The 23,462-nt window shown below is 42.7% G+C and carries 28 protein-coding genes and 1 pseudogene; 5 read left to right on the plus strand and 24 right to left on the minus strand.

What is annotated here, in order from left to right; all coding sequences use genetic code 11:
- Positions 1–291: 291 nt before the first annotated feature.
- The 12 genes and pseudogenes from K5Q29_RS03515 to K5Q29_RS03570 form a co-directional block, all read right to left on the minus strand.
- Complete coding sequence (locus K5Q29_RS03515; protein ID WP_105139653.1) at positions 292–747, minus strand: 8-oxo-dGTP diphosphatase; 456 nt, start codon at positions 745–747, stop codon at positions 292–294.
- A 19-nt stretch (positions 748–766) separates the two neighbouring features.
- Positions 767–1,285: a DUF3916 domain-containing protein gene (locus tag K5Q29_RS03520; protein WP_105139654.1), complete on the minus strand. Its 519-nt coding sequence runs from the start codon at positions 1,283–1,285 to the stop codon at positions 767–769.
- Positions 1,282–1,863, minus strand: coding sequence for a ribonuclease M5 (gene rnmV, locus K5Q29_RS03525; protein ID WP_205032571.1), 582 nt, complete (start codon positions 1,861–1,863; stop codon positions 1,282–1,284). The genes K5Q29_RS03520 and rnmV overlap by 4 nt, the downstream gene beginning before the upstream one ends.
- Complete coding sequence (locus tag K5Q29_RS03530; protein ID WP_105139656.1) at positions 1,847–2,629, minus strand: TatD family hydrolase; 783 nt, start codon at positions 2,627–2,629, stop codon at positions 1,847–1,849. Before K5Q29_RS03530 ends, rnmV begins: the two co-directional genes overlap by 17 nt.
- Positions 2,630–2,733: 104 nt before the next feature.
- On the minus strand, positions 2,734–2,871 hold the full coding sequence (gene rpmH / locus K5Q29_RS03535) for a 50S ribosomal protein L34 (protein WP_024391604.1): 138 nt from the start codon (positions 2,869–2,871) through the stop codon (positions 2,734–2,736).
- Positions 2,872–3,037: 166 nt separating this feature from the next.
- The gene (gene jag, locus K5Q29_RS03540) at positions 3,038–4,033 is read right to left on the minus strand and encodes an RNA-binding cell elongation regulator Jag/EloR (protein ID WP_013730624.1); all 996 of its coding nucleotides are present in this window, start codon (positions 4,031–4,033) and stop codon (positions 3,038–3,040) included.
- 21 nt (positions 4,034–4,054) lie between these two features.
- Positions 4,055–4,867: a YidC/Oxa1 family membrane protein insertase gene (locus K5Q29_RS03545; protein WP_044761410.1), complete on the minus strand. Its 813-nt coding sequence runs from the start codon at positions 4,865–4,867 to the stop codon at positions 4,055–4,057.
- On the minus strand, positions 4,851–5,210 hold the full coding sequence (gene rnpA, locus K5Q29_RS03550; RefSeq protein ID WP_105139657.1) for a ribonuclease P protein component: 360 nt from the start codon (positions 5,208–5,210) through the stop codon (positions 4,851–4,853). The genes K5Q29_RS03545 and rnpA overlap by 17 nt, the downstream gene beginning before the upstream one ends.
- Positions 5,211–5,280: 70 nt before the next feature.
- A pseudogene (locus K5Q29_RS03555) lies at positions 5,281–5,811 on the minus strand (argininosuccinate lyase); the annotation flags it as partial.
- A 41-nt stretch (positions 5,812–5,852) separates the two neighbouring features.
- A complete protein-coding gene (locus tag K5Q29_RS03560) occupies positions 5,853–6,401 on the minus strand; it encodes a hypothetical protein (protein WP_105139658.1) in 549 nt (182 codons plus the stop codon).
- A 69-nt stretch (positions 6,402–6,470) separates the two neighbouring features.
- Complete coding sequence (locus K5Q29_RS03565; protein WP_014638731.1) at positions 6,471–6,998, minus strand: transcription repressor NadR; 528 nt, start codon at positions 6,996–6,998, stop codon at positions 6,471–6,473.
- 105 nt (positions 6,999–7,103) lie between these two features.
- Positions 7,104–7,979 carry a VOC family protein gene (locus K5Q29_RS03570; RefSeq protein ID WP_105139659.1) on the minus strand — a complete coding sequence of 292 codons (876 nt, stop codon included), beginning with the start codon at positions 7,977–7,979 and terminating at the stop codon, positions 7,104–7,106.
- A gap of 120 nt (positions 7,980–8,099) precedes the next feature.
- Here K5Q29_RS03570 and K5Q29_RS03575 point away from each other — a divergent pair, with 120 nt between their 5' ends.
- Positions 8,100–8,594: an NUDIX domain-containing protein gene (locus K5Q29_RS03575; protein WP_105139660.1), complete on the plus strand. Its 495-nt coding sequence runs from the start codon at positions 8,100–8,102 to the stop codon at positions 8,592–8,594.
- On the opposite strand, the gene K5Q29_RS03580 is transcribed toward K5Q29_RS03575, so the two are convergent.
- Positions 8,589–8,876 (minus strand): hypothetical protein, encoded by a 288-nt coding sequence (locus tag K5Q29_RS03580; protein WP_024399864.1) that lies wholly within the window; start codon positions 8,874–8,876, stop codon positions 8,589–8,591. The two genes, K5Q29_RS03575 and K5Q29_RS03580, sit on opposite strands and share 6 nt — an antisense overlap.
- 60 nt (positions 8,877–8,936) lie before the next feature.
- On the opposite strand from K5Q29_RS03580, the gene K5Q29_RS03585 reads away from it, so the two are divergent.
- A complete protein-coding gene (locus tag K5Q29_RS03585) occupies positions 8,937–9,299 on the plus strand; it encodes a MerR family transcriptional regulator (RefSeq protein WP_053867398.1) in 363 nt (120 codons plus the stop codon).
- 40 nt (positions 9,300–9,339) lie between these two features.
- On the opposite strand, the gene gltX is transcribed toward K5Q29_RS03585, so the two are convergent.
- The 11 genes from gltX to K5Q29_RS03640 all read right to left on the minus strand — a co-directional run bounded on the left by gltX (position 9,340) and on the right by K5Q29_RS03640 (position 18,975).
- Entirely contained in the window at positions 9,340–10,794 is a 1,455-nt protein-coding gene (gene gltX, locus K5Q29_RS03590) for a glutamate--tRNA ligase (protein ID WP_105139661.1), read from the minus strand.
- A gap of 71 nt (positions 10,795–10,865) precedes the next feature.
- Positions 10,866–12,146, minus strand: coding sequence for an MFS transporter (locus tag K5Q29_RS03595; RefSeq protein ID WP_105139662.1), 1,281 nt, complete (start codon positions 12,144–12,146; stop codon positions 10,866–10,868).
- 91 nt (positions 12,147–12,237) lie between these two features.
- Entirely contained in the window at positions 12,238–12,903 is a 666-nt protein-coding gene (locus K5Q29_RS03600; RefSeq protein WP_105139663.1) for a hypothetical protein, read from the minus strand.
- Between the two features lie 4 nt (positions 12,904–12,907).
- A complete protein-coding gene (locus K5Q29_RS03605; protein ID WP_105138824.1) occupies positions 12,908–13,354 on the minus strand; it encodes a LytTR family DNA-binding domain-containing protein in 447 nt (148 codons plus the stop codon).
- A gap of 176 nt (positions 13,355–13,530) precedes the next feature.
- Positions 13,531–14,289: a TIGR00266 family protein gene (locus tag K5Q29_RS03610; protein ID WP_013730631.1), complete on the minus strand. Its 759-nt coding sequence runs from the start codon at positions 14,287–14,289 to the stop codon at positions 13,531–13,533.
- 207 nt (positions 14,290–14,496) lie between these two features.
- The gene (locus K5Q29_RS03615; protein WP_105138825.1) at positions 14,497–14,991 is read right to left on the minus strand and encodes a carbonic anhydrase; all 495 of its coding nucleotides are present in this window, start codon (positions 14,989–14,991) and stop codon (positions 14,497–14,499) included.
- Positions 14,992–15,112: 121 nt separating this feature from the next.
- Positions 15,113–16,480 (minus strand): DNA repair protein RadA, encoded by a 1,368-nt coding sequence (radA, locus tag K5Q29_RS03620; RefSeq protein WP_105138826.1) that lies wholly within the window; start codon positions 16,478–16,480, stop codon positions 15,113–15,115.
- Positions 16,481–16,486: 6 nt separating this feature from the next.
- The gene (locus K5Q29_RS03625) at positions 16,487–17,020 is read right to left on the minus strand and encodes a histidine phosphatase family protein (RefSeq protein ID WP_105138827.1); all 534 of its coding nucleotides are present in this window, start codon (positions 17,018–17,020) and stop codon (positions 16,487–16,489) included.
- Between the two features lie 6 nt (positions 17,021–17,026).
- A complete protein-coding gene (locus tag K5Q29_RS03630) occupies positions 17,027–17,470 on the minus strand; it encodes a dUTP diphosphatase (RefSeq protein ID WP_002939955.1) in 444 nt (147 codons plus the stop codon).
- A gap of 28 nt (positions 17,471–17,498) precedes the next feature.
- On the minus strand, positions 17,499–18,014 hold the full coding sequence (locus K5Q29_RS03635; protein ID WP_172699570.1) for a hypothetical protein: 516 nt from the start codon (positions 18,012–18,014) through the stop codon (positions 17,499–17,501).
- A 94-nt stretch (positions 18,015–18,108) separates the two neighbouring features.
- On the minus strand, positions 18,109–18,975 hold the full coding sequence (locus K5Q29_RS03640) for a helix-turn-helix domain-containing protein (RefSeq protein WP_105138829.1): 867 nt from the start codon (positions 18,973–18,975) through the stop codon (positions 18,109–18,111).
- Positions 18,976–19,490: 515 nt separating this feature from the next.
- Between K5Q29_RS03640 and K5Q29_RS03645 the strand changes: the two genes are divergently transcribed.
- The 3 genes from K5Q29_RS03645 (at position 19,491) to K5Q29_RS03655 (ending at position 23,365) form a co-directional block, all read left to right on the plus strand.
- The gene (locus tag K5Q29_RS03645; RefSeq protein ID WP_105138830.1) at positions 19,491–20,147 is read left to right on the plus strand and encodes a geobacillin-26 family protein; all 657 of its coding nucleotides are present in this window, start codon (positions 19,491–19,493) and stop codon (positions 20,145–20,147) included.
- Between the two features lie 483 nt (positions 20,148–20,630).
- Complete coding sequence (locus tag K5Q29_RS03650; protein WP_105138831.1) at positions 20,631–22,739, plus strand: amino acid ABC transporter permease; 2,109 nt, start codon at positions 20,631–20,633, stop codon at positions 22,737–22,739.
- Positions 22,736–23,365 carry an ABC transporter ATP-binding protein gene (locus K5Q29_RS03655; protein WP_014638747.1) on the plus strand — a complete coding sequence of 210 codons (630 nt, stop codon included), beginning with the start codon at positions 22,736–22,738 and terminating at the stop codon, positions 23,363–23,365. Before K5Q29_RS03650 ends, K5Q29_RS03655 begins: the two co-directional genes overlap by 4 nt.
- The last annotated feature ends 97 nt before the right edge of the window (positions 23,366–23,462 follow it).

Below are 23,462 nucleotides of genomic sequence, written 5' to 3' on the forward strand. Positions count from 1 at the left end.
ATCCACAAACTGACTAATCAGACGAGCCTCATGCGTTGCAGGTAAGTCCCAAGCAATATTTAATTCCAAACTTAACTGATTTGTGTTATACTGTTTATACATTTTCATGCCTTTCTAGTTGTTTTGTCGTTATTATAATTATAAAGCATGAAATGGAAAACGAGCAACTCCTAATTGGAATTGCTCGTTTTTTTATATGTGAGCGGCTAGTTTTTGCCCAGCCTCTTTCTATTTATATTCTAGGATTTTTAAGTAAAATTGTCAAGTCTATCGGCAGTTTGCTTCTACATCCTACTTGTTATCAATCTTCCACTCGCCGTCTTCAAACCAATAAAAATTCTCCGTCAGCTGTGGCTGTTCAAAGATTTCCAACATGGTTTCAAAACCGTCTGCCAACGGAACATTCTTCAAATCCTCACGGTCAATCCAGAAGACCTTGCCCTCATCTGAAGATTGAATAGAACCTGAAAAATGACTGGTTTTGTAGCAAAATACTAGATAACGATAGTGGTCAGTAGGGTCCGTCCAGTTTTGAATGCCACAGAGTTCGAGATTAGATACTGTCAAACCTGTTTCTTCTTTGACCTCACGAATGACGGAGGAAATAATTGATTCATTTGGTTCGACATGGCCACCAGGAAAAGTCACTCCAGGCCATTTCTTTGACTTCCTATCCTGGACCAATACCTGCTGACCGTCTGTAATCATGCACATATTGGTTAGGATGACGTGTTCTGTCCTGCTCATACTAGCTCACTTCAATAATTTATTCGTTATACCTTTCACCTATCCAACTAGGAAACTCTCCTAAAAAAATTGCTTCTCCTTGGAGGAACGTTCCATCATCAGCCTGCAATTCATCTGCAACGATGCATTTATCTACCGATGTCAGCCACCGATTTCTTGTATTTATAAGAATAGACTGATCCAGATTTCGATGCCATCTTGGATTCTTAAAAAATCGTTCATAGTAATCTTGGTCATAAAACACAATCAACTGCGAACTCCACAACTCTGGTAGGCACAAAATTGATACGACCTTACAAAAGCGGAGCTCTTCTGGTTTGCCAGCTATAAACCGCTCCGTCAAAATCTCCCACCCCTGACAAAACTGTCTTTTGATTGCTGGTCTAGTTTTCGTTGATTGTATGAATGGGCTACTTGGCACATGGAAATGATCGTATAGAGCATCTTCCGAGCACATCGACCAAGAAATATAACTCATAGCTTTCAATAGATTCTGAAGCTTACGATGTTGACCCCGCTCTTTTTTCAACCGCTTCATTTCTTACTCCCTTCAACGAAAGTCTCCATAGCCTCCTCAACTTCCGCCAGACTTATCCCAAACAGTTCTAAGCGTTTAAGCAGTTGCTTGCCGTTGCAATAGCCGATGCGCAAGCGTTCTCCCAGATGCTCCCTCCGCTTGCGACTGTCTCCGCCCATAAGCAAGCCTAGGCGCATTAGGTCTGACTTGGTGATGTCAAAGTTATGTTCATCATCATAGTAACCACGCACGCCTGCGAGGGCTTTTTCCAAGTCCTCAAAGCTGGCGTGCTCAATGCCCAAGGACCGCCCTTTTGTTTTGGACTGGGGCCGAGCCTCGTCCCGCTGTAAAAAGGCATGTTTGACCGTTGGAATAGCCTGCATAATCATCTTCCGAATCCGCTCTCCATTGTAGTCTGGGTCAGTAAAGACAATAACGCCACGCAGGTCATGGAGTTTCTCAATGCGTTCCAAGTCATCGTCTGATATAGCAGAGCCTCTGGTTTCGTAGGTATCCACCTCGTAAAACCGCTTGAGGTTTGCCGTGTCGTCCTTGCCTTCAACAACGAGGACTTCTTGTATCTTAATCTTCTGTGTCAATTCTGAACAAGCTCCTTGCATTCTCGTAGGTCGCTTTCGCCACTTCTTCGACCGACTGGTTGCGAAGCTGGGCCAGCATATCCACCACGTATCTGGTGTAGCCGGTGCGATTTTCCCGACCACGCTTGGGAACTGGAGCCAGATAGGGTGCATCTGTTTCGACCAGGATTTTTTCTAGGGGCAATGCTTGCGCCGCTTCCTGAAGTTCGACGGCTTTCTTGAAGGTTACCACTCCCGAGAAGGAGATGTGCATACCCAGGTCCATGAAGGCCTGAGCCTCCTCCAGCGTGCCAGAGAAGGAATGCATGATGCCTCCGCGCGGACCGACGCCGACTTCCTTGATGATCTGGTAAGTATCTTCCAAGGCATCGCGAGTATGAACTACAAAGGGCAAATCCAACTGCTTGGCCAACTCCATCTGTCGCTTGAAAACACGAGCCTGGGTTTCCTTATCTGCCGTCATCCAGTAGTAGTCCAGACCTATTTCTCCCAGAGCAATGACCTTGGGGTGTTTGAGTGCCTCAAGCAAGTAGCTTTCTACTTCCTCGTCATAGGTGCCAGCTTCTGTCGGATGCCAGCCCAATGTCAGATAAATTTCAGGGTGCTGGTCAGCTAGCTCCATAGCCTTGTCAATGGTTGCTCGGTCAAAACCGACGACGTTGTGGAGGGTCACCCCCATTTCCTTGGCAAAGTCTAATTCTTCTTGGACCCGACCGTCAAACTGCTCTACGTTGAGGTGGGTGTGGGTGTCAAATATTTGTATCATCGTTCCATCACTTTCTTTCCTACTATTGTAACATATTTCAGAAGATTCTTATGAGGAGAAAAAAACCAGCAGACTCGAGTTTCTGCTGGTTTCTTGTTCATCAATTACGCTACAGTAAGCACTTTACGTCCCTTACGGCGACGAGCTGCTAACACACGACGGCCATTTTTTGTTGCCATACGGTTACGGAAACCGTGTTTACGTGCGCGACGGATTTTACTTGGTTGAAAAGTACGTTTCACGATGAATACCTCCTCTAGATTTTCGTATTCGTTTAGCCGGCTAGTTTTGATCAGTTACTAAACATACCAAACTATTTTATATAAATTCTGTTCGTTTGTCAAGCTATTCTGCCATACTTTTAGGAAAGAATCAGAAAATCATTGAAAAAAGAGGACTAGCCTCTTTTTAATCATGATTCCCTTCAATATCTACAACGACATATCGGTTCGGCTCGCTACCTTCTGAATAGCTTGTCAAACCATCCATTTTAGAGATAATGCGGTGGATAATTTTACGTTCGCTACTTGACATCGGATCTGTATGGTAGGCTTCCTGCTCTGCCAAAACACGTTCTGCCAATTTTTGTGCATAGCCTTGAAGAACCTCTGCGCGGTGTTCTACATAATCATTCACATTGATTGTAATATAGAAATTACGCTCATAACGGTTGTATAAGAAGTTCTGAGCCAAAAGTTGCAAAGCCTTTAAGACTTTTCCGTGATAACCGATAACACGACCTGGTTCATTGGTATCCACTTGAATATTGATTGTACGGCGATTATGACTTGTATCAATACGCGCCTCAACATCCATATCATCCAGAATTTCTTGTACATAAGCTGTCACTTCTGAAACAACTTGTTCAATATCATACTGGGGCTCAATCTTAATATCTAAATCAGCAAAATTATCTGCTTGATTTTCTGAGACGACTTCTTGATTTACGTCTTCCTTAGCAGATGTTGTTGCATCTGTAGTAGTTAGTAAATCTTCTGAAAGAATTTCAATCCGACCTGTTTCTTCCAAAATCGTTGTCGCTTCTTTTTCATTTTTCAAGATCTGCGCTTTAATATCATCATCAAGCGTTTGACCAGACTTTTCAAATTCTTTTACCGCTGCAACAACTTTTCCTAGGTCAATCGTAGCCTCTGAAACGCTTTTTACTGGTTCATTGAGGTCGTTAATTTCACTTGGAACGCCACGAACTGCTTTCTGATTAGCCTTAACAACCGTTGTTTCATTGATGACATCAATATCCACAATCGCTGGCTTTTTACCGAAACCAAGGAAACCTTTTTTCTCACGCGCAACCACAGTAATATGTGCTTTTTTTCGAGGAATATTTAGCTCTACCAAGCCATTCTGGATGGCCTCTTCAACACTTGCTCCTGTAAATTTCATCTTCTCTCTCTCCTAGTTTTCCTATTTCTTTTTCTGTGCTTTTTTCTGTGCCCGTCGGATTTTTGCCCGACGCTCTTTTTCCGCATCAATTTTCGCTTGACGCTCTGCTATTATTTTAAACGGATTATTGAACACCAAGGTTTGAGCAACCTGATAGGCATTTGACACTGTCCAATACAAAGCCACCCCACTAGCAGCTGCCACAGCAAAGAAAAAGATTATCACGGGCATGACATAGGTCATAATTGTCATAGCCATATTCTTCTCAATTGCTGATTTATTGGTCAACCATGAGCTGAGGAATGTAAACACTGCAGCCAGAATCGGCAAAATAAAGAACGGATCCGGCTCCCCAAGATTTAACCAAAGGAAGTGACCTACTTTCAAGGCTTCAACACGTGTCAGAGCTTGAAAGAGGGCCAAAAGGATTGGCATTTGAATAAAGAGCGGAATCATGGACGCTCTCATGCTGACGCCATTCTCTTTGTAGAGAGCTTGCGTTGCTTCATAGAGCTGCTGGCGACTTTCCATATCCGTTCCTGGATACTCCGCTTGCAACTTTTTAAGCTGAGGTTGAAGCTCCTGCATCTTCCGTGAGGAATTCATCTGTATTTGGAACAAAGGCAACAGAAGGGTTCGAATTAAAATGGTAAAAAGTATAATACCGATTCCAATTTGACCGTTGATAGAGAGGAACTGAATAATGCTGGCAAACCAGTAAATTAATCTATCCCACGCATCTGTAGATTGACTGGTCACTGGCCCTGTTCCGCAGGCTGTTAAAACAATTAGAGATACTACCAGTAGACCTGCCCATTTAACTTTCTTTTTCAATCACAACACCTTCCTGGTATAGTTTAGCTAGTTTCAAAACATGGATGAGGTTTTGCTTCATTTCTTGATAGGACAATTCCTCTACACCTTTTCGAGCAATGATAACAAAGTCATCTGCTACCAGTTGATGTTGGCATTCAATTAAGATGTGACGAATCCTGCGCTTAATCTTATTTCGCATGACAGCGTTTCCCAATTTTTTGCTGACAGATAAACCTACTCGGAAATGCTTTTGCTCTTTAGTTAATCGGTAGACAACAAACCTCCGATTGGCGACATTGTTTCCTTTTGTAAAAATGTCATTAAAATCTCGTTCACGCTTGACACGATAGCTTTTTTTCAAACTGCCACTCCATCTTTCAAAATTACTTCTATTATACCACAAAATTCAAAAAAGCCAATAAACATACCGTTTATAGGCTTTTTGCGTTCTGAATTTCCTCTTTGGCACTTTTCAACTGGTCTGCAATCGATTCAAAACCTGTCCCACCAAGGGAATTTCTACGACTGACAGCAACTTTGGAGGACAAGGCATCATAAATATCTGCTTGAATAAGAGGCGAAATAGCCTGGTAGGTCTCAAACGATACATCCTGGAGATAGCGTCCTGCCTTGCTACACTCCAAGACCAGTTTTCCAACAATCTCATGCGCTTGGCGGAAGGGCATACCCTTGTCCTTGTTTGCTAGACAGTCTGCCAATTCAGTCGCATTGGAAAAGTCCTTCTCTGTCGATTGAGCCATCCTTTCCTTATGGACCGTCATCGATTGCAACATCCCTGCCAAAATATCAATCGAAATCAAAATCGTTTCTGCCGTATCAAACATGCCTTCCTTGTCTTCCTGCAAGTCCTTATTATAGGTTAGAGGCAGGGATTTCATGACTGTCAGTAGGCCAACTAAGTTCCCATAAACTCTACCTGTTTTCCCCCGAATCAGCTCAGCCTGCCCAGCCTCTTCTAAAATATATTCCTCATCATAACTGATTATGGTTGATAAATTTTCCGTTCTTTTAACATTTTCCAGAAATAATAAGCTAAACTAAAATCAAGCAATCCATGAATAGCCGAACCAACACCCACCAAGCCAAGCATCGTTATCCAGTAGGTAGCAGAAGTTTGTTCCCCCGACGTAAGTACCATCACCACAATATATTCTCCTAGACCATGCAGGAGATTAAGCCCAATCCCTAATAGTAAAAAGCGCTTAGAGTCCATAAGAATCGGAAAACGCTTGACCAAGACCGCACCTAAGGTAAGGAAGAACAGATGCGTAAGCGCCCGAAATACAATAACGATTGGAAAACCTGCGAGGAAAAAGCCTAAACTGGAACCTAAAGCAACAAAAATAGCAGTAGCTGGTGAAATAAACATGGCTATAAACAAAGGAATGTGACTAGCAAGTGTATAGGATGCTGGGCCAATAATGATTTTAATCGGCATCATTAAAGGTATTAAAATGGCAAATGCGGTTAAAATTGCACTAATTGATAGCTGCTTAACTGAATTTTTAGATGATCGTGTTAATTGGGACATTAGGCACCTCTCTTTCTATTGGTTTGATTATAAAACAAAACCTTACAGGTGTCAAGACACCTGTAAGGTTTATTGATTTTCTAGTAAAATACCTGCATGTTTTAAAGCTGCTGAAAGTTCATTATAGGCTTGCACAGATGGGAAAGAGACTGTATGTGTATGAACTCCTTCTGTTAAATTACTCAGTAACACACCTTGGTATTGACCCAAGGCATCCAAAAAATGATCCCTATCTTCTAAACTTGCAATATTCAGCTTGCCTGATAATAAGCCGTAAATGGGATGCTCAATTTCAACATCTAATATTTGAGCTCCACCCTCTAGCAAGATTGTCAATTCTTTTTCTACCTCTTCTGGACCATGTTGACAAGCTATCTTTCGAATGTAGGCTCCTTCAGTAGATGGCAAAGAAGATTGGAGCAAGTACCCTCTCGGAGTTGCCAAGACAGCTTCTCCCTCCGCACGAAGCAAGGCTACATCTCCAACAATTACTTGCCGACTCACTCCAAATTCTTTCGCCAGATAATTAGCTGCAAGGGGATCGAGGCTTTCTCGTAAAAGGGATAGGATTTTCTTACGTCGTTCTGTTGCTTTCATACACATTCCTTTCGTACACTTTTTTCCATTATATCAAAATTCCTGTAAATCAACCTTTCCTCAACCAAAAAACGGAAACTGCAGAACAGTCTCCGTTATCATCTGCTAGTTTAGCAATGCTTGAATAGCCGCAATGTCCAAACGCTTCATGGTCATCACCGCCGCATTGACTGCCTTGACCTTTTCTGGACTTACTGCATCGTATGCCTCCATCAAAATACGCGGCACAATTTGCCAGGAAATCCCAAACTGATCCTTGGCCCAACCGCAAATCTCCGCTTCTGGATCTGCCGACACTTTTTCATACCAGCTCTCTGCTTCTTCCTGACTATCTACATAAACCATGAAGGAGAAGGCTTCGTTGAAAGAGGCCACGCCACCGTAGCCGTGGTCCATAGCAATCATTTTTTGGTCTCCGATAAAAAGCTCCGCATAATTCAACTTGGCAGCAGCGACCGTAGCCTCACCTTCGCCATAGTAAGACAAGCGACCAAGACGAGCTTGAGGCAGCTTATCCTTGTAATAATCTAGCATAGGTTGGGCTAAACCGACCTGGTCCTGCGAGAAGAGCAGGCAGATGTCGAAGCTATAGGGCACATCCAAATCGGGTTCATACGAAAGCTGCCAAGACAGACCAAAGCGGTCTTCCAGCCAGACATAATAAGGGCTGAAGGGATATTCTGCCAATGGCATAAGCACACGACCACCGTCTGATAGCGCCTCATAAAGACGGCTTACGTCGTCCTTACTAGTTACATTTACCATGAGCGACATAGACTCGTTGAGCTTAAAATACGGCCCTGCACTAATAGCTGCCAGGGTCATGTCCCCCAGTTGGAACTGAACCAAATCCGCATTACCTGATGGCGTATCCGTAATGGTATAGGTCCAGTCAATCTTGCCTCCGAAAAGGTCCACATAGAACTCTACAGCCTCTTTTGCCTCTGTATCGTACCAGAGATGTGGGATTATGGTTTGCATTGATTTCTCCTTTGAGTTAGTAGCCCCAGTATAACAATTGTCCGTACAAAAATAAAACATGTTGCTTTGCACTTATAGATGTGCTATACTGAATAACTACAAAATTGACAGGAGAATGAAATGGAAACTTGGAACGCCTACACAGCCGACGGTCACTTGACCGACCACACCCTCACACGCGGTCAAGCCATTCCCGATGGTCTCTACCACCTAGTCGTCGAGTGCATCATCCGCCACCGTGACGGTAGCACCCTCTTTATGAAACGCGACAGCACCAAGCCCTCCTACCCTGACTATTATGAAGCGACAGCAGGAGGCTCGGCCTTGTTTGGGGAAATAGCAGAGCAGGCCATTTTACGCGAAGTCCGCGAAGAGACAGGCATTGAACTGACAGCGACCCAACTCCGCCACCATACACACTTTGTTGCCCATGATGACCAGTGTATCTTCCACTGCTACTGGGCAGAAACCGACTGGGACAAATCTGCTATCCAACTCCAAACCAACGAAACCAGCAACTACATCTGGGTCCCACAGGAAAAACTGAAAGATTTCCTGGAAACAGAGCTAGTCATTCCAAGGCAGAAGGACTATGTGGAGAGGTTGTTTTTATAACAAAAACAGGGCAAAAGCGAGAATGAAACTCAGTACAACATGAGATAAAAAGTGACTGAGACGATTTCTCCCAAAAAGAATGCGACCACCTAAGACACGCACACCGCAAGCCAAAAATAAACCGAGAATAAATCCCCAAACTGTCTGCCAGCCCAACAAACTGAGCAACACTGGGCAGGCATACAAAGCTAGTAACCACTTGGGCATCTGCTTGCGATAAACCCAAGCAGACACAGGCAACAGCCCCAAATAAAGCACAATCAAACATTTAACAATAAGCATATAGAACTCCTTTCCCCATCAATGTATCATGAGGGGGTAAGGCACTGTCAAGAGGAAATTATGAAAACAGGACAAGTCATGCAACAATTTGGTATCAAACGCGATACACTTCGTTTTTATACAGAACAAGGCTTGCTACAACCTCAGCTGGTTAACGGTAACTACTACTGGAACGAAGAAGAAATCAACAACCTAGAAAATATACTAGGACTTCGCCAGTTAGGCCTATCTGTGAAAGCTATTATCCGTATCAAAGAACTTCACGACACCAAATGCGGCAGTCTCGAACAGCTAAAAGAAAATAAACAGGTCATACTAGATGAAATTGTCGACCGTGAAAAACAAATCCTCCTGCTCCAAGAACAGAAGGAAAATCTAGAAAATCTACTCCAACAAATAGAAGAAAAACTACACAGTTTCTAGCAAAATCCCCGCCGTCACAGGACAGCGGGGATTTTTTATCTTACAAACTCTTCAACATATTATCAATATGCTGGATAGATTTTTCACGACCGAGTAGGTAAATGGTATTTGGCAACTCTGGTCCGTGCATTTCGCCTGAAACGGCGATACGGATTGGCATGAAGAGGTTTTTGCCCTTGATGCCTGTTTCTTTTTGAACAGCCTTGATTTGTGGGAAGATGTTATCTGGTTGGAAATCTTCGTCCGTCATAGCTTCCAATTTCTCCTTGAAGGCATTGAGGACAGTTGGGACGGTTTCGCCTGCCATAACTTCTTTTTCCTCATCAGTCAATTCTGGGAAATCAGAGAAGAAAAGGTCTGTCAACGGAACGATTTCATCCGCAGATGACATTTGTGGCTTGTAAAGTTCCACCAATTTTTCTGCCTTGTCTGTCAAGCGACCCGCTTCTTCCAAGAATGGCTTAGCAAGGTTGAAAATAGTTTCCAAATCAGCATTTTTGATATACTCATTGCTCATCCAGTCCATTTTCTTCTGGTCAAATGCTGCTGGTGACTTGCTGAGACGATTTTCATCAAAGAGTTGGATAAATTGCTCACGGGAGAAAATTTCCTCTTCACCACCAGGGTTCCAACCCAAGAGACCGATAAAGTTGAAAACAGCTTCAGGCATGTACCCTTTACGACGGTAATCTTCGATGAACTGAAGGGTGTTGGTATCACGTTTAGATAGCTTTTTACCAGTTTCTGAATTGATAATCAAAGTCATGTGACCAAATTCTGGAGCTTCCCAACCAAGTGCTTCATAGACCATGAGTTGCTTCGGTGTATTGGCAATGTGGTCATCTCCGCGGATAACGTGCGAGATTTCCATAAGGTGATCGTCAATCACCACGGCAAAGTTATAGGTTGGGTAACCGTCGCGTTTCTGGATAACCCAGTCACCACCTATATTACCACCTTCGAACTCGATTTCGCCCTTAACCATATCATTCCACTTGTAAATTCCAGCTTCGTTGACAGCCAAGCGAACAGTTGGGACAATGCCAGCCGCCTCACGCTCTGCCATGTAGGCTGCTTTTTCTTCTTCAGACATACCCAGGTATTCGTTGATGTAGCGAGGTGTTTCGCCCGCAGCTTCCTGACGCTCACGCTCCGCCGCCAATTCCTCTTCTGTCACGTAAGACTTGTAGGCCTTACCTTCTGCCAAAAGCTGATTAACATACTTTTGGTAAATATCCAAACGCTCTGATTGACGGTATTGCTCATGAGTTTCTGGACTCTCATCCCAGTCAATACCCAACCAACGCAGGTTTTCAAGCTGAGAACGCTCGCCGTCTTCCACATGGCGTTTGCGGTCTGTGTCTTCGATACGAATAAGGAAAGTACCGCCGTGATGACGGGCAAAAAGATAGTTGAACAATGCTGTACGAGCATTTCCGATATGCAAAAGTCCTGTTGGACTTGGTGCGTAACGCACACGAATTGGTTTAGTCATGTTTCTCTCCTGTAAAATTTCAATCAAGAACATTATAGCATAGATATGCATAAGAAAACAGAAAAATCAGCCTAGATAGACTGATTTTGAGGTGTTTTTTGGTTACGAGCCAACCAGTAGAGGACATAGAGGACCACCAAGCCAGTTGCTGCTAGGAAAAGTCCACTAATCTGATCGACGGCTAATACCAAGACCAAACCTGATACCAGCAGTCGAGTAAAGGCTTGACCTAGCATAAAATAGGTTGACACCGCTCCGCCAATGGTCGCCAACTGCTCCTCTGGCATAGAATTGACAAACTTAGCGTTAAACTTAGGTCCACTAGCTCCAGAACTAATTCCCATTGTAGTAAGGAAGAAGAAAATAATTGGCAGTTGATGCAGCAACATTCCGACAAAAACGCCAAGAAGAGAGAAAGTGGCTGCCACTTCCAGCGTCACCATGCTGGTCTTTTTGAAAAGGGTAAAGACCAAGGTCGAACCCAAGATGTTGCCGACAAAGAAGATCAGAATTGTCAGGGCAAGGGTGGTCTCAACATTGAGAAAAACAAGGCTTGAGTCTTCGCTAATCAGCAGGACCAGAATAGGATAGAGAATCGCTCCGCAGGCGTTGATTATGGGGCTGGTAATCAGGACCAGGCGAAACTCGGGGATCTTGCGCAGCTCCACGATGGCTTGCTTGAAAGAAGCTAGAATGCTCGGACCCTTGGTTGCCTGCTCGGTCTGACTCGGTTGCTCTGCTATTTTCAAAGGCTGCTCCGTCAGGAGTTTACGAAAGGCTGGCGTCAGCAGCTGCATGATGAGGAGGGAGGCTAAAAAGGTGCCGGCGTTGAGAAAGGCAAGGTTTTGATAGGAGAGGAGGCCGACCAAGAGGGCAGAGAGGGCCTGAAAGGCGATGTTTAGGAGGCTGGTCACGGTCTGACGAAAGGCTGAATACTGCTCCCGCTCTTCTTTGGGCGCTACGCGTAATCCCAGAGGTGTATAGAGGCCGTTTTCATAGAAGCCAGCGAAGTCTGCAAAGACATTGAAAGTTGCAGCCACCACGACAATCCAGAGGGCTGGCTCAAAGCCCATGCAAAATCCGAGAGTGAGGTAGAGAAGGACACGGAATAGGAGGGTTAGCTTGATAGTACTGATTTTGTTGGCCGTCTTGTCTGCCAGATAGCCTGTGAAGAGGCCCATAAAGCTAGGAAAGATTTCTGAGAAGGTCACAATCGCCAGCGCCAGACGGCTGTTGGGCACCAGCAAGACATAGTTCATCAGGGCCAGATAATAGACAACATCACCAAAATTGGACAGCATATCCGCCGTCAGTACCCATAGGTATGTAGCATTTTTCAAAATCTTTTTCATGATAATCCCTTTCTTTTGTGTAATTTTCAGAATATTCAGATATTTTATCTTACAGAGGAGCCTGGATAGACTTTCCTCTGTGATTATTCTTTTACATAGAGTAAATATTTAATGTAGAAAATGCCATATCACCCGTCACCAAGAGAACCTTTTCTTTTGGCTCAGATGCATAGTTGTTAGTTGTTGACATGGCGCTATCCAACTCTACTACTGCTTGCCAGTCAGCAGGCAGGTAGAGTGTGATATTTGAGAAGGCAGCATCGATATGAAAATCTGCCTGATCACCCAGAATCACTGCCTGATCAAAATAGACCGTACTAGATCCAAAGGCTACATCAACACTATCATGGATAAAATTTTCCTCATGAATGTAACGAGTAGAGGAGCCAAAAGCTGTATCGCGTCCCTTATCGCCAATCACTCCTGTGACAAAACTTTTTGTATCGACCATATTCTTGCTCCTTCTAGGTTTTATTAACAACTTCACCCCTGTGCAAGCCAGTATCGCACCTAATATCAAGGTCCAGGTATCAATTTCCAACCAATCAAAGTGACTGTTTAGCACAATAAAGACCAAGGTTCCCCAGACAAAGCTTGTAACTAGCTGTTTTTTTATCATTGCTTTAAAAAAGAGATAACTCCAACCGACTACCAGCGCCAATTTCCAAAGAGGAAATTCCACAACCGGCAAGTAGTCTTGAAACAAGACCAAGCCTGCCAAGATCAGTAAAGCTATTCCCAAACCATTTCTTTTCATCTTCCTACCTCACTTCTTGTAATTTTTCTTTTAACAAATGATAATAATGCCGCGACACGTGAACTTCCTTGTGAGTCTTATAGAAGGAAATCCGACTGGTGCCCGAGAAGGACTTATCTAGCGAATAGACTACCTTGCTATTGACAATGGTTGACTTAGCTACCCGACAAAAGTAGATAGGCAAATACTCCTCAAGTTCATAGAGTTTCATCTTAACCTCGTAGGCATCATCGCCTGTATGAGCAAAAATCTTGGTTCCGTCCGTTTCAAAGAAAAGTATGTCACCCAATGAAAGAAAATACTCGCTGCTCCCCTTGTAAAAAACAAGCGAGGGACGACTAACTTGTTGCAAAGCTTGCTGAATCTGTTCAATCTCTGGTCCCAGCTGACTGGTTCGGATAACAACTTCAACCTGATCTAAGCTGTCATCAAATTCAATCCTAACTTTCATAGCTCCCTCCTTTTTGATAGCTCTATTATACCAGTTCGACATCCAATTACAAGGGCATTTCAGTAAGTGGCAAAATTAGACAGGTAAGTGGTAGAAATAAACTAAGAAAAGTCCCTTGCATTACGCGAGGGACCTAATTTTTATTATATGATTTTGAAAATTGCAGAGTTTTTTTCTTAAAAAATCGCATCCAGCAATGATGTGCTTCCACCACCACCGTCACCACCTGCACCGACAATATGATTGCCAATGACCTGAGCAAAGGTCTCAATGTTCAAGCTCTGTACATAGATTTCTCCATAACCTGTAAAGGTATTAACGATTCCTTCACCTGTACCGATAGATTGGAGGAAACCATTTTCCATATGGATATTGTAGTCCAAATCACGACTCCAAGCAACCACATGAGCATTGTCAATGGTGATACTTCCACCATCCAAAGTTAGCTTCTTAATAGAACCAAATGCATTCGCCAAAAGTGTTCCGCGCCCCTCTGTCGTCATCACAAAGAGTCCACCCTGACCACCAAAGAAAGCTTTTCCAACACTCTGGCGTTCCATTTTATATTGAGCAGAACCATCAAGGGCAAGGAAGGCACCATCATTTAGTCGATATTGCTCTGCACCAAGTTCCAAGGCAATAACCTGACCTGGCGTTGAAGGCGCAAGTGCAATTTTTCCGTCATCGCTATTGGAAATGGCTTGCGTGATAAACATAGATTCGCCTGATACCATTGACCGACCGATGGCCCCCATCAATTTACCAAAACCTGAACCACCACGCGCATTGAGCTTGGTATTCAAGGTCACACTCGGCGTATGGTAGACCATGCTCCCTTGTTGAATATAAGCTGATTCACCAGCTTCCAAGGCGATTTCCACCAAAGGAAACTGCATATTGCTATCGATAGTATATTTCATCCGATTGTCTGACATAGTTGACTCCTATTTTTTACGAAAGGTCCTGTTAACCACAGGATAGCCATAATAAACCTAGAACAAGCTAAAATAAACTAAGTATCATTTATCTCTTTGTTTGTTCTGTTGTGATAATACAATTTTATCTCATTCAAAAAAACTTGTCAAGGATTTCTCGGCCATTCAGATAAAATTTACAGGAAAAACCGAATTTCCTGAGCATTCCTATATAACTTCTGTCATACGACCCGTATCCACATCATAAACCGCACCGAAAATTTCAACGTCGTCGGGGATAAGCGGAGATTGTTTCAAGAGAGCAATATCCTCCCGCACACTTTCCTCAACATCAGTAAAGGGAAGGAAGTCCTGACCGCTGACATCAACCTGCAAATCCCGCTTGAGTTGGACCGCAAAGTCCTCATTGGTAAAGGTCTGGGCACCGCAATCTGTATGGTGAAGGACAACAATTTCCCTTGTGCCGAGCTGCTGCTGGGAAATGACCAGCGAACGAATCATGTCTTCTGTCACTCGACCACCTGCGTTCCGCAAAATGTGGGCATCACCCAGGGCCAAGCCCAAGGCCTGCGCCACGTGAAGCCGTGAGTCCATACAGGTCACGATAGCCACCTTGGTCTTAGGCTTGAGCGGTAAGTGATAGGTGCCGTGCAGGTCAACGTAGGCCTTGTTGGCCTTCATAAAGTTTTGAAAATAAGACATAGGACCTCCTTGTCTGATAAGAATTTCTGAAATTTTCTGAAAATAAATTGCTTCTAGTTTATCATATTCCCTCCAAAAAAGACAGAAAAGGAGATGCATAATTGTCACCTCCGATACTGTGTTACTGAAAGACTTTCTGCAAGACTTCGCCAATGGTAGTCACGCCGATAACCGTGATTTCCTTGGGCACCTTGATACCTGTCAGAGAGTTTTTAGGGGCATAAACCTTAGTAAAGCCTAATTTAGCGGCTTCGTTAATCCGTTGTTCAATCCGATTGACGCGGCGGATTTCGCCTGTCAGACCGATTTCGCCTATAAAGCACTCTTGGGGGTTAGTAGGCTTATCCTTGTAACTGGAGGCAAGGGCAACTGCGACCGCCAGGTCAATAGCTGGCTCATCCAGTTTGACACCGCCTGCTGACTTAAGGTAGGCATCTTGGTTTTGGAGGAGCAGGCCTGCCCGTTTTTCCAAAACCGCCATAATCAAGCTGGCACGGTTGAAATCCAAGCCTGTCGTGGTCCGCTTGGCATTGCCAAACATTGTCGGGGTCACCAGGGCCTGCACTTCTGCAAGGATTGGGCGGGTGCCCTCCATGGTCACGACAATGGCAGAGCCAGTCGCCCCGTCCAGACGCTCTTCCAGAAAGACTTCACTAGGATTGAGGACTTCGACCAAACCCTGCGACTGCATTTCAAAAATGCCGATTTCGTTGGTGGAGCCAAAGCGGTTTTTGACCGCCCGCAAGATACGGAAGGTGTGCTGTCGCTCGCCCTCAAAATAGAGAACGGTATCCACCATGTGCTCCAAGGTCCGCGGTCCAGCCAGGGTTCCTTCCTTGGTCATGTGGCCGACGATGAAGGTTGCGATGTTGTTGGTCTTGGCAATCTGCATGAGTTCATTGGTCACTTCACGGACCTGACTGACAGAGCCTTGCACGCTGGAGATGTCAGGGCTCATAATGGTCTGGATAGAGTCGATAATCAAGAAATCTGGCTGAATCTTCTCAATCTCGGTCCGAATGCTCTGCATATTGGTTTCCGCATAAAGATAGAACTCGCTGTCGATGTCGCCCAAACGTTCCGCCCGCAACTTAATCTGTTGGGCAGACTCTTCCCCCGACACATAGAGGACGGTGCCAATGGTCGAAAGCTGGGTAGAAACCTGCAAGAGCAGGGTGGATTTGCCAATCCCTGGATCGCCTCCGATCAGGACCAGACTGCCCGGCACCACACCGCCACCGAGGACGCGGTTGAACTCCTCCATGTTGGTCTTGGTGCGGGCCACTTGAATGGAGGAAACTTCATTGAGTTTCACGGGGCGGGTTTTCTCACCTGTCAGGCTAACCCGCTCATTCTTGACTTCTGCAACTTCCACTTCCTCGACAAAGCTAGACCAGGAGCCACAGTTGGGGCAACGACCCAGATACTTGGGCGAGTGGTACTCGCAGGATTGACAGACAAAGGTTGTTTTTTTCTTAGCGATGATGATTTCCTCCTATAGAGTGTATTCTAGGATTTCGCAGTAGGCTATGGTTTCTTTGGGAACAAACTGGCGTATCAGCATACCGTGACAGACGATAACGATTCGGTCATAGGCTTTGTATTTTTCAAGGGCCTGTAAAAATCGCTCTTTCATCTCCGCAGCAGTCTCATAACGAACAGGAGAAGACTCGGGCACCGCTCCGCTATTTTCCAAAAATAATCGATGAGCTAAGACAGCCTCATCTTGACTGGCATTTTGCCCCGTCAGGTCTGGTCGCCACTCATGAAAAAAGGGCTCAACCAGAAGAGGTAGTTGCTGGGCATGAGCAATGTACGTTGCAATCTCCAAGGCCCGCGTGACGCTTGAAGCGATAACCGCCTGAGCCTGAGCAAAAACAGGATTGCTGGCAGCTTCCTGGGCCAAAGCCCTTCCCTTTTCAGTCAGGGGAGCCAGATCCCGTCCAAAACCTGCGTACAGCCGAGGATTTTCATGCTGGTCAAACATACTATAGTCAGGCTCGGAATGCCGCACAAAGAGAATCTGCATAGTAGTCTATTTCCCTGTCGAGCCAAATCCGCCCGTCCGAACGCCATCGGCCTGGTCGCCGTCAGCCAAGAGGAAGGGGGCAAAAACAGCCTGCACAATACGCTCGCCAGCTTCCACCACGACGGTTTCCTCTGTGATGTTTCGCATCTGAGCAAAGATATGACCTTCATTGGCTGGATTGCCGTAGTAGTCGCCGTCGATAACCCCGACCGAGTTAATTAGGACCAAGCCCTTCTTGCGAGGGTTAGACGAACGGTCGTAGAGATAGAGGACCTCGTTGGCCTGCATATAGGCCTTGACACCCGTTGGCACCAGCTTAATCTCACCTGGCTCCAAGCTGACCGTCTCCGCAGCTTTCAGGTCGTAACCTGCTGCGTGGGCTGTCTCACGTTTTGGCAATAAATTTTCATCAGTAAACTGGCTGACCAGTTCGAATCCACGGATTTTCATAAGAACTCCTTACATCGTTTTCTTCTTTTTATTCATTCGCATTTTTCGTCACAAATGCAAAAAGTGTTGTTAAGGGAAAGGCATACTCGTCATCAAAGCGAGCTGCACGTAGCCACAAGTCTTGGTCAACCTTGCGAAGATAGACACTACGAGGGAAGGTGAATTCTTCTTCCAACTGAGGCGACAGCAGGCAAATAGCTCCGTCTGGTGATTTCCCTTGGGAGAGTATGGCATCTTGACTGACTTCCTGTTCCAACAAGGCCAGGCGAAGATAAACTCCCAGATGAGCTGGTGGTAATTGATAACCAATCTCCACGGCTCTCTCCTCTATCTGAGGAGCAGTTGCTTCCCGATCAAATCCCATATCAGCTAGGCTGACAATCTCAACTAAACACTTCTGTTTCTCCACCACTTCTTGATAAGTTGGATGAGCTAAGTAGGTCTTGAAATAGGCATTTACCAAAATCCCCTTGTCATCTAAGTAGGCAAGGATTTCTTCCTTTTTCAGGGGAAATAATTCAACCCGAACGCTCTGTTTTTTCATAGGTCTATTATACACTAATTCATCAAAGCCTGCGATTTTCAGCAAAAAAACACCTGACCTACAGGTGCTACAAATATAAACTAGCTCAAGCAGTTCAAACCTCTTCCGAGCCAAAAATCTCCCAATACTTCTCGACTTCTTGCTCCAACTGTTCAACCATCTCTAGCAAGTCTGCGGCTCGAAGAATAGCAAGCCCCTGGTCCACCATCCCTCTATCTTGCTGAAAGATGCCCATACGGACATTAGCCATGCCTACATAGTCAATCCGCATACTTTCCTGAGCCATAGTGTAAACTCTCTCCATTACTGAAACACAAAGTTGATACTCCCCATTTTTCAGTAAAACAGTCGATAGATTATAGAGAAAAGCAAACTGGCTAACCTGTACATCTCTGAAGTCCTTATACTTGTCCAAGGAAAGCAAGATTTTATCTACAAAGCCTTTCAAATGGGATATAGGAATGATAGGAAGCACCAACCCCAACTTACGAAAGTCAGCTAAATACCAAGTGTCTGACTTCTCCAATTCCTTCCAAAGTGCTTGCCCCAACTGTCTGGTCCGCTCCCCATCTCCTGTTTGATAAATGGATAAAATTAAGCGTAATTGTTGCTCAATTCGTTGAACCCGTATATCTTCTTGCTTCTTCAAATACTGCTCTACTTGGTACAAAAAATCTTGACAGCTTGATTCAGAAAAAAATTGTCCTCTCAGATTTTCAAAGCGATGGATGATAGAAGAACGCTCCGAAGGCTGATAGGCATGACAGATATAGTCAAACTCTGCAAAGGTCATATCCAGCTGACGAAGAATATGGGAAAAGTGAGCAATGGTCGGGTACTCTTTGTTGTTTTCAATTTTTGATAGGGTCGTCCGTGACAAGGCATCTCCACAAACTTCCTGCTGGCTAAGCCCTTTTGATTTGCGAATCTCTTTTAAGACTGTTCCAAAATCCCACTTCATCATAACCTCCCAAAACGTGAGAAATGTTTACGTTTTCAACAATTGCACTTATTCTATGATACCATAATAGTAAATAAAAACAAACAAAATGATAGGAGGTCTTCTTATGAAAACTTGGAAAAACTATCTTTTACTTTTAACTTACTCAGCCATCTTACTAGCACCTCAACTTTTAGGGGGTGGATGGAATCTGATTATACCAATTATCAACAAATAAATAAGATACCACCATCTCACCACTCTGGAAAGGAGGAAAAAGACTGGAAACTATATGTTGGGTGGAGAGGGGAGTAGGTACATATACACTTTATGTTGATATAAAAAAGATGGTTAAGCATTTGTGATACATCTTGCTAAATAATGCGTAAAAATCTAAATCTTATAATATATTTTAGCTATATACTTTGTCATTAGACACATTTTAACTTGGTATGCAGTGTCGGACTTATCAAAAGAAATAAATGATTAGTTTCCTAAGTTTAATTCAAACCGTATTTTACGAGGAGGTAGAATGTATGAAAATAAAAAAATGTGCTTCTATTTTACTGGCGACTTTGGTGATTGGTGTAAGTTGTTCACCAATCAGTATTATTACAACATTTGCTAATGAAATATCAGTCAATTTACAAACTGAGGTAATTAGTGAAGATAATATGCATAAAACAATTAGAACGTTTTCTCCCGAACTTAATGAATACGTAATTTATACCTATCATAAAGATACCAAAATTTTGGATATTGATAGAGGAGGAGATATTTCATCGTATGATATATATGCGATTGGAGCAGAAGCATTAAGTGCTAATGTTTTAAGAGCGGCTAATAGTAGTATGTTTAGTCCGTGGTCGTATTCTTCTTCAGGTAATCGATATACTTTAAAAGTTTCTCACATTTCTTATGGTGGAAATCCTGTATCTAAAACTGTTACTAGAACCAGTAGTAATGCTGGATATATAGATAATTTTATGAGAGATGTTGATAATATAAGAAATGTAGAAATGGATTTACTTAAAACTGCTGGATGGGAGCTAGGAGCAACGGTAATCGGCGCTTTGATATCAGGAGGAGTTGGTGCTATTGGCGCCATAACTTCGATAGCTTCAGTTGTCGGTATTGCTAATCAATTACCTCCGATATATGATAGGGCGCTTTATAATTATAAGAGAGCGTAAAATTGAATCTATTACTACTTATTTTAAACCTAACTTCCTTATATCTTATATATTCTTTAAGAAATGAGCGCCCTAAATATTTAATTTATCTAGGATATTTGATGTTTGGAGGAAGTTTAGTTGTAAGTATTTTGTTATTGGTAAAAGAGTTAGGTGGTTGATTAAACAATCATCTATGTAAAAGATAATAATCCGCTGAGTATATACTGCTTTTAGGATTATTATCTTTTATTACCAAAATCCCACCAACTGGCATGGAATATTTCTATGGTTTTTGATATGCACTGAAATTAGTTTTCCACAGACCATGAAATTAAGAGAAAAACGATTACCATGCTCAGAAATGTTTGATAGTAGGGTAATCGGGAACAACTGTTACTCATCAATTGCTAAATGACTGATAGTCAAATTCAAAAAGATAGTTAGTTTCCGACCAGCTCTATTGGTGTGCTGGTCGGAAAGCGTTTATAAGGAGGTGTTCAGATGAAAAGGCTAAACCATTTCTGTATGATTCTACTTCTGTGTTGTGTCAGTTTTATCGTTGTAAATCTACACTATACAAAGGAAATCAATCGTATACGTGAATTAGGAACGACTGACTATTCATTTCAATTTTATTTACGCGATAGTGCCGTTCCTTCACAGGATTTACTGCATTTTTTTGAAAAAATTGCTGATAAATACGACGTTTCAATTGTCAAAACAGATAGCAACACCGAGGTAATAAAAGCAGGTGTTTTTTCTCATGAGACCTTTCCTTATAAAGATTTTGGAATCCAGCAACTTACTTTTAACGAAGACGGAAGTGGATCTTATACAAATATACAATCCTCCGACAAACTAGGGCATATCCCAACATTTTTGCAGGCCAAGACGATACGGCTCATCACTTTAAAAAACTATTTTCAAGATACATCCCATACACTAAATGGTCAGTATACCGTCACATCAACAAAATCCATAAACGACACTGAAATCGTACAGGAATTAAGTCATTTTTTCAATATTGATTCTTCTACACTATTGACTCCAACCTTTGAAACAGCAGTAGAATTAATAAACAGAGACTTGCTACTAGTAGCACTCATCTGCTGTATCGCATTTTTACTCCTTTCATTAACTTCTGTTTACCAACCAATTTTAGATATCAAACATATCGGCGTTGAAAAAATACTTGGATACAGTAACTTAGAGATTTTCTATCGCTATGTAAAACAAAATATACTAATCATAGGAATCGGTAGTATCATTCTAAATAGTTTATCGTTTCTGTTTTTTGACTACATGCCTCAAGGTTTTACAACTATGATGCTGTTAGCGCATTTTATCCTCCTTCAAGTCTATCTACTCATCAACATTTTAGTCATCACAATTATCCAACGCATTAATGCCGCATCTATCATAAAAGGATTTGTTTCCTTCAAAACAGGATTCTATATCAATAATTTCTTCAAATGCTGTCTCACACTTCTTATCACTATATTGATGATTGGTGTCGGAAATAGCATTTATGAGGAACACCAAGAATTGAACTATCAAGAACAATGGGAAAAACAGGGAGATTTCCTAACACTCGAAACCGTAAAATCAGGAAATCAACTCTGGCAAGATAGCCTGTCTGGTTCCGACAAAGCTCATCAATATTATTACTCCTTATATAAGAATTTGACAGAAAATCTTCCAACTTACTATATTCGTTCTAGTATCATAAACCCTGGCAATTTCTCACATCTTAAAGAATTTGAACATTCAACATTGGCTAATGACATCCCTGTTCTATACGCCAACAAAACCTATCTAGAAAGTATAGGATTTCCGATTCCACATACAAGTAAACAATTGACTGTACTCTTTCCAGCATCAATGAAAGAGAATGAAGAGTCTAACAAAAATCTAGCAAAATTGATTGGTTTTCTGTCACTGAAATATGAAGAACAAGTGGCAAAAACAGTCAGCGAGGTAGATGTTGAATACATTTATTATGACGGCGACTGGACATTCTTCCCATACAATGAAACCTTATCCAACAATTTCACTAATCCAATGATTAGCCTGGTCAATGACAATGATATGTCGTGGGAAGATAAAGCACATCTATCAAATACTGGACTAAGTAGCCCAATCAAAATTGCAAATTCCCCTCAACATCAACAAAAAATCGAACAAATTCTTCAGAAATTACCTGATGATAGCTATTTCAAGTTCTCGTCAATAAAATCTATTCAACAAGGACGTGTAGATAGTTTCCGAGACGCTAGTCGTAACTTCGTCACCCTGTTTGCGATTATCTGCTTACTGAGCATTGTTGTTTCCTATTTTATTGTAAAAAGTATGTTTCTTTGGAGAAAATCTCATATCATCACTATGAAATTTTTAGGATGGTCACTTTTTGACCGCTACAAACCTATTCTAATCGGACTAACTCTACTATATTTGCTACCTCTTCCAGTTATTTTGATAGCTGGTAAGTCACTATTTCCTCTTGCACTTTTTTTACTATTTGCCATTGCTGATGGGGGTATTTTCCTATTTACATCACTGCGCATGGAGCAAAAAAATCTTGTACAATACTTGAAAGGAGAGAACCTATGATTCATTTAGAACATATCTTTAAAAAGATTGGTCAAAAACATATCCTACATGATTTTTCCCTCAACATTGAACAAGGTGAACTAGTCGCAATTGTTGGAAAAAGTGGTAGCGGAAAAACAACATTACTAAACATCATTGGCTTGCTTGACGGTGAATACGAAGGAAATTACCTCCTATTTGGTCATTCAAACGTACCTGTAAACACTAGGACATCTCAAAAAATAATTCGGGAACAAATTTCCTATCTATTCCAAAATTTTGCTCTAATTGAGAACGAAAGCGTCGAGTATAATCTCCTGATGGCATTAAAATATACCAGATTATCAAAAAAGGAAAAGGAAGAGTCCATAAAAAATATACTAGAAAAAATCGGACTAGCAAACACGCTAAAACAAAAAATTTCCGAGCTGTCTGGAGGAGAACAACAGCGAATTGCTATCGCTCGTGCTCTACTCAAACCAAGCAATCTTATCTTGGCAGATGAGCCAACGGGATCATTAGATCAGGAAAATAGGGACTTAATCCTGCAATTTCTCATAGAAATGAATAATAGTGGAAAAACAGTAATTATCGTCACACACGATCCATATATTGCCGATAAGTGTCAGCGGATTGTTCGTTTATGATTTAGATAGTTTCTACACCCTTTGCGAATAAGCTTTCCGCTAAGAACCTACATTCACAAGTGAGGTACTTCCACACCCAGAAGCAGGTCGTCTATGG

The sequence above is a fragment of the Streptococcus sp. 2018037 genome (genome assembly GCF_019754195.1).
GTDB classification, from domain to species: Bacteria; Bacillota; Bacilli; order Lactobacillales; family Streptococcaceae; genus Streptococcus; species Streptococcus hashimotonensis.